Origin of the sequence: Fervidobacterium pennivorans DSM 9078 (assembly GCF_000235405.2) — a bacterium.
Classification (GTDB): domain Bacteria; phylum Thermotogota; class Thermotogae; order Thermotogales; family Fervidobacteriaceae; genus Fervidobacterium; species Fervidobacterium pennivorans.
On sequence record NC_017095.1, the window covers coordinates 253489 to 264113 of the forward strand.

10 protein-coding genes, 3 tRNA genes and 1 pseudogene are annotated in these 10625 nt (G+C 38.7%); 5 read left to right on the top strand and 9 right to left on the bottom strand.

The window, feature by feature from the left end; all coding sequences use genetic code 11:
* Positions 1-31 precede the first annotated feature (31 nt).
* The 8 genes from FERPE_RS01180 to FERPE_RS01215 all read right to left on the bottom strand — a co-directional run bounded on the left by FERPE_RS01180 (position 32) and on the right by FERPE_RS01215 (position 3697).
* Positions 32-1129: a tetratricopeptide repeat protein gene (locus tag FERPE_RS01180; protein WP_041262762.1), complete on the bottom strand. Its 1098-nt coding sequence runs from the start codon at positions 1127-1129 to the stop codon at positions 32-34.
* Complete coding sequence (locus tag FERPE_RS01185) at positions 1065-2006, bottom strand: cation diffusion facilitator family transporter (RefSeq protein WP_014450859.1); 942 nt, start codon at positions 2004-2006, stop codon at positions 1065-1067. Before FERPE_RS01185 ends, FERPE_RS01180 begins: the two co-directional genes overlap by 65 nt.
* An 87-nt stretch (positions 2007-2093) precedes the next feature.
* Positions 2094-2450, bottom strand: a complete 357-nt coding sequence (gene rplT / locus FERPE_RS01190) for a 50S ribosomal protein L20 (protein WP_014450860.1) — start codon at positions 2448-2450, stop codon at positions 2094-2096.
* 38 nt (positions 2451-2488) lie between these two features.
* Positions 2489-2692 carry a 50S ribosomal protein L35 gene (gene rpmI, locus FERPE_RS01195; RefSeq protein WP_014450861.1) on the bottom strand — a complete coding sequence of 68 codons (204 nt, stop codon included), beginning with the start codon at positions 2690-2692 and terminating at the stop codon, positions 2489-2491.
* A 44-nt stretch (positions 2693-2736) separates the two neighbouring features.
* Positions 2737-3258: a translation initiation factor IF-3 gene (gene infC, locus FERPE_RS01200; protein WP_041262763.1), complete on the bottom strand. Its 522-nt coding sequence runs from the start codon at positions 3256-3258 to the stop codon at positions 2737-2739.
* A 200-nt stretch (positions 3259-3458) separates the two neighbouring features.
* A tRNA-Lys gene (locus FERPE_RS01205) sits at positions 3459-3534 on the bottom strand.
* Positions 3535-3539: 5 nt separating this feature from the next.
* Positions 3540-3614, bottom strand: a tRNA-Arg gene (locus tag FERPE_RS01210).
* Positions 3615-3622: 8 nt separating this feature from the next.
* Positions 3623-3697 (bottom strand) — tRNA-Glu (locus tag FERPE_RS01215).
* A 256-nt stretch (positions 3698-3953) separates the two neighbouring features.
* Between FERPE_RS01215 and FERPE_RS01220 the strand changes: the two genes are divergently transcribed.
* Positions 3954-4904 (top strand): glycosyltransferase family 4 protein, encoded by a 951-nt coding sequence (locus tag FERPE_RS01220; RefSeq protein ID WP_014450863.1) that lies wholly within the window; start codon positions 3954-3956, stop codon positions 4902-4904.
* Between the two features lie 28 nt (positions 4905-4932).
* The gene (locus FERPE_RS01225; protein ID WP_245530419.1) at positions 4933-8211 is read left to right on the top strand and encodes an O-antigen ligase family protein; all 3279 of its coding nucleotides are present in this window, start codon (positions 4933-4935) and stop codon (positions 8209-8211) included.
* Between the two features lie 44 nt (positions 8212-8255).
* On the opposite strand, the gene FERPE_RS01230 is transcribed toward FERPE_RS01225, so the two are convergent.
* On the bottom strand, positions 8256-8999 hold the full coding sequence (locus tag FERPE_RS01230) for a carboxylesterase family protein (RefSeq protein ID WP_014450865.1): 744 nt from the start codon (positions 8997-8999) through the stop codon (positions 8256-8258).
* 109 nt (positions 9000-9108) lie between these two features.
* On the opposite strand from FERPE_RS01230, the gene FERPE_RS10185 reads away from it, so the two are divergent.
* The 3 genes and pseudogenes from FERPE_RS10185 to FERPE_RS01245 all read left to right on the top strand — a co-directional run bounded on the left by FERPE_RS10185 (position 9109) and on the right by FERPE_RS01245 (position 10565).
* Positions 9109-9759 (top strand): PIG-L deacetylase family protein, encoded by a 651-nt coding sequence (locus FERPE_RS10185; RefSeq protein ID WP_014450866.1) that lies wholly within the window; start codon positions 9109-9111, stop codon positions 9757-9759.
* 52 nt (positions 9760-9811) lie between these two features.
* Positions 9812-10185, top strand: a pseudogene (gene crcB, locus FERPE_RS01240) (fluoride efflux transporter CrcB).
* 44 nt (positions 10186-10229) lie between these two features.
* Positions 10230-10565: a DUF190 domain-containing protein gene (locus FERPE_RS01245; RefSeq protein WP_052312832.1), complete on the top strand. Its 336-nt coding sequence runs from the start codon at positions 10230-10232 to the stop codon at positions 10563-10565.
* Positions 10566-10625: the final 60 nt, after the last annotated feature.

The following is a 10625-nucleotide window of genomic DNA, read 5'->3' on the forward strand; positions in this document are numbered from 1 at the left end:
ACCACCAAATAACAAAAAGATATTGCCTAACTCATTCAAGCTTTATCCTTTTCAAAAAGTTGTATTCGTTCATTGCCTCTTCGAACATTCCAGCCTCTTCGTAAAGTTGGGCAAGAGTAAGCCTTTTATCTTCATTTAATGGATCCTTATCAACAATCTTTCTGTAGGTCAGTGCAGCAAGCTTTTTTAAGCCCAAGACGTGGAATATTTTGTATCTTACAAATGGTATTGAAAAAAGAATTATTGTAGTCATTACTACGAGAACAATAGTTACAAAGACGAAATTATCAGCAAAACGAGCAAGGCGAGAGGAAAATTCCATAAACGAGTGCCAGAATTTGTACCAAGTTTTGCTAGTTTTGTTTAATATTTTTTCAAACCGTGCGTCCGAGTATCTGTAAGTTTTGAAGTCTTTATATAGTTCTAGGATACGATTTCTTGTTTCCTTCTCGGCATTTGAATATCGTTGGTACAATTCTTCAAATATGGCGTTGACAAACACATCCTTCTTCTCCAGACGTTTCAGAACAGTGTCTAAAAAATGTTTCTTTGCCTTATCGTCCTGTGATATTACATTAAGAACACTTTCAACGTAGTCTTTTACATCGATGGTAAGAATGTTTGTAAGTAATAGAACGTCAAGGTTATGGGAAACATTATTATTTAAGTATTCTGCTAGGGTTTCTTCTCTGAAGATCTCCAAGATGTAGTACTTCAAAGTCGTCTTTATAGAATTTGTCTTTAAGAATTTTATAAGGCCTTCGATGTCTTCTTTAACTGCAAAATCCAGCTCTTTCAATTTTCTTTTAGCGTTTATAATCCTTCCAACTTGTTCTATTTTTTTACTTTCAGAAGCGGATACGTTCGGACTGAGTTGGGAAATGTATGAAAGATACATATCCCAGGCAAAATCTGGGTCGGACTTTGATTTTTCCAATATTTCATCAAGCGTAAGTCCAAAAACTATTACGGGATGAAAGAGAGTTGTTAAAAATGCTAACGTGAGTGTTGTAAGCGTAGTGCATAACAAGAGCTTCCAGAAATTTTTGAAGAATATCTTCTGGTTAGTTTTTCTCTTTTTTGCCTTTTTCAAAAGCTTCTTTTGTAAGCCCAAACGGTTCGTGTTCATCGTTTGCCTCCGGCTCAACATGGATGACAACATCGTAAATCTCCTTCGTCTCACAAAGGTGTTTCTTAATGCATTTAGTGATTTCGTGTGCATCCCTGACGTTCATTTCACCACTTACCTCGATATCCATATCTATATCAAACTTTCCACCAACTTTTCTTACCCGCACCTTATGCGGATTCAGAGCTCCACACTTTTGGCATGCTTCAAAGACTTTTTCATATATCCACATTTCTTCATCCTTTAGACCGTCCATCAAGTCATGCGTGTTCTCTTCAAAGACTTCCCACGCTACCTTTATTATTATACCAGACATAACGATTCCTACCAAAGGGTCCATCCAAGCCAAACCTATTTTGTTAAGTGCGACTCCGATGAAGACTAAACTTGACATCATAATATCGTTTCTCATGTTCTTGGCTTCTGCAACCATTGAATTACTTTTATACCTTTTCCCAGTAGTGTATTCAATTATGAACAGGAACGTTTTTCCACCAACTGAAAGTATCGCTGCAAACAATGGCCAAAAGCCAACCAAGACCTCGTATTGCCCGGTTATCAACCTCTTTGTGCTCTCAACAAGCAAACTCACACCTGCATAAAAAATAACAAAAGATATTATCTTTGCACCAATGTTTTCTGCTTTGTGATGACCATATGGATGTTCCTTATCCGGGGGCCTTCTGGAGATTAACGTTGCGACTAGCATTGTTGAAGACGTTAAAATATCCGTTGAAGTGTCTATACCATCGGCCAAGACTGCCATACTTTTAAAGACAAGTCCAACGGTGACTTTTACCGAAGCCAGTAATATGTTTGTAAAAACCGCAATTAGTGCAACTTTCCTAATAGTTTTATCTGCGTTGATATCGTTCACAAAAGTCACTCCTTTCCTAAGAACTAAGGCGCAACCTACAAAAAATCAAGGGGCTTTACGCCCCTTGATTTTGAGAATCATTATCAATTATTTTCCAAGAGCTGTCTTTGCAATCTTTACGTATTCCTTGAAGCTTTCTGGATCGTTTACCGCAAGTTCTGCAAGCATCTTTCTGTTGATTGACACGTTCGCGAGTTTGAGTCCGTGGATTAATTCGTTGTATTTGAGCCCTTCGTTTCTTGCAGCAATGTTTATTCTTGTAATCCAGAGCTTTCTGAAGTTGCTTTTCTTGTTCTTTCTTCCATCAAACGCAAACTTTAGTGCTCTGTAGTAGGATTGTTTAGCAAGTGTATATCTTCTGCTGAGTGCACCTCTGAAACCTTTAACAAACTTCAGAAATTTTTTCTTTTTCTTCTTTGCGTTCACAGCATTTTTAACGCGCATATCTATTCCTCCTTATTCGGATTTAATTTGTCATTTGTTTACTTTTTACCAAGGAGTCTGAGAATTCTTGGTTTATCAGCTTGGGAAACAACGTCTTCAAGTCTAAGGGCACGTAATGTTGACCTTCTCTTCTTTCCGGTTTTGTGCCATGCGTTGGCATGCCTGCGCATGATTTTCCCGTTCTTTGTAACCTTGAATCTCTTGGCCGCAGTCTTGCTAACCTTCATCTTTTTCTTGGCCATTGTTTTTCCCTCCTGCTTAAGTATTTTTTATTTATTATAAGCCATTACAGATTCTTTGGCTTAAGCATCATCCACATGTCTCTTCCTTCAACCTTTGCTTCCTTTTCTACTGTCCCGATATCAGAAACGTCTTTTGCAATCCTATCAAGTATTTCTTTACCCTTATCTATGAACGCCATTTCTCTTCCACGGAACATTACAGTGACTTTGACTTTGTTTCCATCTTCCAAGAACCTTCTAATATGTTTGAGCTTGGTTTGATAATCATGCTCGTTAATAGCGGGTCTGAATTTCATTTCCTTGATTTCAATAATCTTCTGATTTTTCTTTGCTTTCTGCTCTCTTTTGGCAAGTTCGTATTTGTATTTGCCATAGTCCAATATTCTCGCAACTGGTGGCTGTGCATTTGGGGCAACAAGAATTAAATCCAACCCCTTTGACCTTGCAAGGTCAATAGCTGCACTTTTTGACATGATACCAACGACTTTCCCTTCTTCATCGACCACACGTAATTCACCAAATGGAATCTCCTCGTTTTTAATGATTTTTTCTTTTTCGTTCTTAATAGTTTTCCCCTCCTATTATAAAAAATTAATGCGGGCTTGCGCCCGCTATTAAGTTACGTTTGAAATAATCACTTAAATAAACCCTTACACTATTTTCGCTTCATCGTTCTTACACTTTCCTTACCCAATAGGCTTTTCACCATTGGGTGGGAAGCCGGGCGCTTCCTCTTTACCAATAAATATTCGTTTTTCAGAAAATCTGGTGGGCCGCGTGGGACTCGAACCCACGGCCACCTGATTAAGAGTCAGGTGCTCTACCTACTGAGCTAGCGGCCCAATCATGGTGCCCCCAGGAGGAATCGAACCTCCATTTGCGGATTAGGAATCCGCCGTTCTATCCTTTGAACTATGGGGGCTTCCGTTCTGGCAGCCCCACGGGGAATCGAACCCCGACCCTCGGACTGAGAATCCGATGGACTAGCCGTTATCCTATGGGGCCATCTCTTCAAAAATAAGCTTTCCAATTTTGCTGACCGTGTTATATATTAACATATAAGACTGAATTGTCAAGAGCCAAAGTTTGAAAATCTTCGATCAAAATTAGTTATACCAGAATTTTATCTTGTTTGTTTTTCAACATGTCTTTTTTGAATTCTGAAACTTAACAGGGCTACAAATAGGTTAAATCGGTAGTATAATATAAACATGGTTTTGCACCTGCAATTTTCAGATAGGAAGTGGGTGACTTGTAAAAAATGCAATCAGCTTCAACGAAAGACTTATGGATTATTCTTGCATCTTTTATAATAAGCGCATTGACGATACCTATCTTTGGACGGTTAGCCTACAGATATGGTATTGTTGATAAACCTGATGGAGAGCTCAAGCCTCACGAAAGAATAACACCATACCTAGGTGGCTTGAGTATTTATCTTGGAGTACTTTTCGTTACACCTTTCGAGTTTGTGACAAAAATTGCTCTGACTGTTCTTGTCCTTTTAGGACTCTACGATGATGCCAAAAACTCAGATCCGAATGTTAGACTAATAACCGAATTTGTGATCGCCTCTGTTCTTGTTTACAAATATGTGGGACTCTCTCTTCTTTTTCCACTTTACGCTGTTTTAATTGTTGCTTTGGTAAATGCCGTTAATATGATGGATGGATTGGATGGTGTTTGTGCAAGTGTTTCTGCAATTTCCGCAATAGGTTTATTTATTGTTGCAACGTCACGATACGACAAAGTCTTGTTACTTTCTCTGGTTGGTGCCTTATTTGGTTATTTACTCTACAATTTTCCCCCAGCAAGAATATTCATGGGCGATGCTGGAAGTTATTTAATTGGTGGTGTTCTTTCAGTAGGCCTACTCTCATCTATCCGAAATGGGTCTTCCAATCTGCCATATGTGGTGTCAGCTTTTATTTTTCTTTCCCTCTTCTTTTTTGACCTCGGAGCAGGTGTTTTGAGAAGAGTATTGAACGGACGCTCTCCGTTCAGTGGTGATAGAGGACATTTCTATGATAAAATCCAGTCGAAGACCGAGAACAAAAGGTATACACTTTTCGTAGTTGTATTTATACAATTTGCGCTTTTTACGATTGGTATGATAGCAAAGCAGAATGCGATGTTATCTTTGCTTGCTGTATTAATGTTGCTCGTCATGTACTACTTCATATCAAAATGGCTGAAAATACTAAAATATTAGCAAGTAATTTTTAATACAGGGGAGGAGGATGGAAGTGCTTTCGTTTTTTGAAGAACTTGTTTTGTACGTCACTATACCGCTTGTTGCACTCTTTGCTCACAGAGAGTATACTTACGAGTTCAGCACACCAAAGTACGCGATTTTAACAGTCGCCACGTTGTTGATAGGAGTGTATTTACTGTTTAGACTGGTTCAAACAAAGAGGGTTAAATTTTTTGCATCCAGAGTCCATTTTATTTGGTTGGCATTTTCGATAGTTGCGTTAATTTCAACAATTAACACCTGGAGGGATAATCCATACTTTTTTAGACAAGCATTTGACATAGGACTTTACTTATTCTTAAATATGCTCTTATCTTTTTATTTCTCAACCATTCTTGATGACAAACAGAAAATTGCGAGATTTCTTTTTGTTTTCGTGTTGACAGGGTTGTTTATTGCTATCAACGCTATCCTAAACTTCTATATGGGATACGACATAATGCTTGGGCAAGTTGGAGAGCCTTTTCAGAGGGCGAGTATAAAAGCAAATGTAGGAAATGTCATATTCGTTTCAAACTATCTGAACATGCTTTTACCCATTGCACTTTACTTTGTCATCAGTCTCGACCTTGGTGTTATGAACGTGCGAAAATTCTCTGGTATTCTGTTTATGAAATTACTATCGTTACTTTCCGCAATACTCTACTTGGATGTTATCATCTTTTCTCAGACTAGGTCCGAGTATTTAGCGCTTGTTTTAGAAGTAATATTACTTATTCTTGCATACTTTTTCTTTATCAGGAAGCGAGAAGACAAAGCTGAAGCAGAACTTCGGAAAAGTGCACCCAGTTTACTTAGGAAACTAAAATCTTTACGCAGGATTTCGATAGCAATATTCATACTTATGTCTATTATCTTGATTGTTCTTTACAACGTTCCTTCTCCATTCAACAACTTCGGAGCTTTCACAATGACTGATAGGTTTAGTGCGATGGCTTCAGTCTCAAGTAGAGACGAGAGATACTTGTCTTGGTTTTCGACAATTTACATCTGGAAGAATCACAAACTTCTTGGTCAAGGGATAGGAACTTATCAGTTGTACGGTCTTTACGGAATCGGAGATTTGACCGCCGACAAGCCCATATACAGCTACGGTTGGAACAACTTCAAAAGGGCACACAACGACTACTTCCAAGTGCTTAGCGAGACAGGAATAATTGGGCTGGCTTTGATTGTTGTGATGCTTATCTTACTTGTTATCTATGTAGTAAAGAATATTCAAAAGCTACAGGAACGTGATGATACGACACTGTTCTCCATGCTTGTGCTGAGCGGAATAGTGTTTGCGTTCCAAAGCTTTTTTAGTTTCCCGGGACATTTGCTACCGAACGCATTGATGGCAACATTTGTTCTGAGCGCAGGCTTGGGTAAGTATTTTAATAAAGTAGACGGAAAGGAATACGAAATAAAAGGTGCCAAAGCGGTTGTTCTCGGACTTGTTCTTATTTCTTCTGTTGCAGGCTCTACCTATCTGAGATGGAATCATTTCATTTCAGAAGTGTACTTCAGAAAAGGTAATGTGGCATTCCAAACGTTGGCAGAATTGAGAAATCAACTGAGTCAGATAGACAATTATCTAAATCAACTTGACCAAATAGAATCTGACCTTAACAACTTCTCCGGTCAATTCCAGATTTACTCTCCTGAAAATTGGCACAAGTATAAACAATCTCAGGCAGGCAAGTTAGGAGGTTTGTACAACAAAGCGCAGGCGGAAAGTGAACGTCTGCAGAATATTCAAAACATAAGAAACCAGATAGAACAAAATCGAAGGGTGTTAACTGCTCAGAAAGAAGCAATACCGCAGGAACTCACAAAATACTATGAACAAGCGAAAGCATACTTTTTAAAGAGTGTAAGGCTTAACCACACCTATGGAAAGTCGTATTTCTACCTCGCAGCGCTTGCTTCTGACCCAATAAGAATCAGTATGCTGAAAGAAGCTCTAAAAAAAGACCCAGAAGCTGTTCTGAGCCAAAACTATGACGAATTTCAGAATATACTTCCTAATAAGTTTAAGTATGCTTACTTCAAAGATTTGGCGGTTTACATAAAAAATAATCCGTCGTTTATCGACAAAATCGATATGGCAACAGCGCAAGCAATCGTTGATTCGGCTTGTTTATACGAATACTCATTACTTACATTCACCGAAAGAAATACTTTCAAAACACTAGCTGTTAGGTACAATTCCCTACACCTAATTGCAAGGACACTTACCGACAATATTGAAAATGAGGAGCTTAATAAAAAGACACTGGCACTCGAATCACTCTTCTTCAACAAGTTCGATACTTGGGTTAGGAAGATACTTTACATAATGCCTGGAGGATGGAACAGATTCCCAGATTGGAAGAACCTTGATATTGAGCTTGCAACAACAGGTGGGCAAGATATCTATAGGTATTTTGCCGGTTTGACAGTTCAAGCGCTAGACCCAATCAACCTAGAATCCCGTAACCTGCTCGTTGACTTAGCAAAATTGGAAGCAAAAACATGTAAATACATGGAAGCAAAAGGTGTCTGGGGTGTCCCTGATGGAGTGCTTGATTATCTACATGCTCTTGCAAGAGAATATCAAACAGTTTCGGAGTATCAAGAGAGCGTGGTTACATATTCACAACTGCTTGAATGGTACAAAGAAAGTTATGACCTCGTTTCAAAGAAAGTTAACGACAGAGATTACTGGGAGAAGAACTTCGATACATTCGTTGAGGATATGAAGAAGCGTTTGGATACAGTTTTGGAAAAGGATGAAAAAGGTTATGTCTCAAATAGTCTAACTCCAATGTTTGAGGACAGGTTGAGAAGGTTATATAATACAATGATGAACACCGATTTCAAAAAAATTGAAAAAGAGTATATTGAAGAGCTTGTCAAATATCCTCCGACATTTTGGATGAGGATAGGCAAGTCAGGTGTTTGGAAAACAAATGCTTATAATTCTATGAAAGATTTTGAAAATCAAATTCAAGCATTGAATTTCTCCGATAATGCGAAAAAAGAGCTTACATCAATACTAACAGCAGTTATTGACTCGAACTTGATGAAGCTTTATGAAAGGTATGCCAGGTTCAAGGCTCATTACGAGTTAATAAAGGAAGAATTCTTGAGAACTGCAGAGAACTTGATAAGTTTATACCAACAAATTACCGAAGAAGAAATACTAAAAGATTGGAAAGAACCGTTGTTTGCTATGCCGGAGTTTGATAATAAGACGAAAGTTCTCGAATTCTTAGAGAAACTTGTGGCAGAATATAAGTAAGCTGAGGATGATTTAAAAAGCAGGGGATATCCCCTGCTTTTGTTTTATTTTTGCACTTTTCTTTGACTAAATAGCCACTCAATCATTTCTGTATCTTTGTAAGCAGGAATCCAAGACGCATGTGGAAAACTTCCGATGCTTTCCATGTAGCCTTTTGGGTACTCTGTGTATCGCACAGGAGCGTTTAACTTCTTCAGAGCCTCAACTAAGTCGCGAGAAAACTTTACAGGAACAACGTCATCGTCTTCGGCATGGAAGAACCATATAGGGATGTGAGAGATTTTTTGGACTTTCGCAACATTACCACCACCACAGACAACAACTGCAGCTGCAAATCTTTCTGGGCAAAGTGTTAACAATCCAACGGTACCAAAACCTCCCATCGATAGCCCCGTTATGTACATCCTGTCTTCGTCAGTGGGATACTCATCTACAATTTGATTGATTAACAGAAGGACCGTTGAAAGTAGAGAGTTCGGTTCAAGCTCGTCACTAGTTCTAAATGAAGTTCCCCAGTACCCGTTTTCTGGACACTGAGGGGCTAGTACAAAACAAGGGTGTTTTTCCTGCACTTTTGGACTAGCCCATACGGTAGCACCTTCGTTTGCGGTAATTTGCTTTTCGTTATCTCTTCCACGCTCACCGGAGCCATGGAGAAAAACAACCAGTGAATATTTCTCACCTGGGTTTTGGCTTTCAGGGATGAAGAGTCTGTAAGGCATTTCGATAAACTCGTCCTTGTAAACAAATGGTTTGAATTTTTCAAGATAGTTGATTTTATCTGACATTTTTCACACACCTCCCATTTTTGCTTTGTGAATATTATACATAAAATTTTGTGAAAACGAAAGGGAAGCGATATAATAATTATAACTCAAATCAATAGGGGGAATTTGAATGATAACTACCCTGCACAGTTACCTCTTCATAGGTGCGCATCCGGATGATATTGAGATATGGGCAGGTGGGTTGATTTTAAGAATACTTCGCGAGAATCCGACAGCTCAAGTTCACTGTGTTGTGCTGACAGATGGTTCAGCGGGGTATGCGACTGCCCAAGAACGATACGAAGAGGCTATGAATGCTGCAAAGATGATGAAGGTTAGCTCGTACGAGTTTTTGAACCTGAAAGATGGTAGTTTGCACTTTAACAACGAGCTTCCGAACATAATCGCTAACCTTATAAGAAAATACAAACCTGATTTGTTAATCACACATCCACGAAAAGACAGACACCCTGATCATGCCGCGGCTGGCACAGCAACCGATAAGGCGCTGTTTCTTGCTATGGTGGTTCCCGAATTCTTAGATTATGAACCACACTTATGCAAGAATGTACTTCGATTTATGTCGGACCCTTTCAATAGTCCAAAGTCGAAATTGTATGTTGACATCTCAGAAGTCTATGAGCAGAAAAAATCAGTTATTTCAAATTTTAAAACACAACTTGGAGTCTTGGAACCATATCTGCAACTTAACGAGTTGTACGGACGTCTTATAAATTGTGCAGCAGCTGAAATCTTCGAACCCGAAGTGTTAGTGTTCTAAAAAACATCGAAAAGGAGGTTTTAATTTGAAATCGGGATTGTGGGTTAAGTTGTTGGCGGTCGGAACAGGAGGTTTTTTAGGTTCGGTTCTTAGATATCTGATTTCCCTGTGGCTTAACAAAAGATATCCAACCTCTTTGATACCTTACGGCACTCTTGCTGTAAACATCTCAGGGAGTTTTTTCTTGGTTTAATTATGCAGGTGGCATTTTACATTCCAATGAATGAGTCCGTCAGGTTGTTCTTCACAACTGGCATTATGGGAGGATTAACTACGTTTTCAACTTTAACATACGAGACAATGGCACTTGTATACAATCAAAGCTATTTTGGGGCTACCTTGAATATCCTTCTTAATCTGTCCATAGGTCTTTTGAGTGCTTTGGGTGGAAAAGAATTAGTTGACGTTATTTACGCAAGGTTGTGATTAATATCTCCACAAATATGATTATATCATTTAGGGGTGTGTATATGGAGAAAATAATTGGCACGTTCGTACGCATTTACGTTAAAGAGAATCAAAGATGCGAAGCATTCGGAAAGAAGCCACTTAACAAGGTAATTGCTGAAATGGCTCTGAAGATGGATATCACAGATTTTGTGGAATACAAAGTTTTTGAGGGATATATATTCGACAAAAAACTACACACATTGGCTAGAGAAGTTATCGACCATGAACTTCCGATAATCATAGAATTTTTCACGACTGATGAAAAAGCACAGAAGTTTTTAGAGGAAATGGCACCTTATTTAAAAAACACAGTTGTGCTCGTATTTAGGGATACCGAGGGATATTTTTTCAGATAGTTTTTCGAAAATACGAGTTTCATAGCATTGGCTGATGTGGTTAGTTGAGGGGGGTAGAAT

What these genes read in the sequence shown, in the direction of transcription:
- rpmI (WP_014450861.1), bottom strand. Translation starts at nt 2,692, where the DNA reads ATGGCCAAGAAAAAGATGAAGGTTAGCAAGACTGCGGCCAAGAGATTC.
- FERPE_RS01230 (WP_014450865.1), bottom strand. Translation starts at nt 8,999, where the DNA reads ATGTCAGATAAAATCAACTATCTTGAAAAATTCAAACCATTTGTTTAC.
- FERPE_RS01245 (WP_052312832.1), top strand. Translation starts at nt 10,230, where the DNA reads ATGGAGAAAATAATTGGCACGTTCGTACGCATTTACGTTAAAGAGAAT.
- rplT (WP_014450860.1), bottom strand. Translation starts at nt 2,450, where the DNA reads ATGCGCGTTAAAAATGCTGTGAACGCAAAGAAGAAAAAGAAAAAATTT.
- FERPE_RS10185 (WP_014450866.1), top strand. Translation starts at nt 9,109, where the DNA reads ATGATAACTACCCTGCACAGTTACCTCTTCATAGGTGCGCATCCGGAT.
- FERPE_RS01225 (WP_245530419.1), top strand. Translation starts at nt 4,933, where the DNA reads ATGGAAGTGCTTTCGTTTTTTGAAGAACTTGTTTTGTACGTCACTATA.
- FERPE_RS01180 (WP_041262762.1), bottom strand. Translation starts at nt 1,129, where the DNA reads ATGAACACGAACCGTTTGGGCTTACAAAAGAAGCTTTTGAAAAAGGCA.
- FERPE_RS01220 (WP_014450863.1), top strand. Translation starts at nt 3,954, where the DNA reads ATGCAATCAGCTTCAACGAAAGACTTATGGATTATTCTTGCATCTTTT.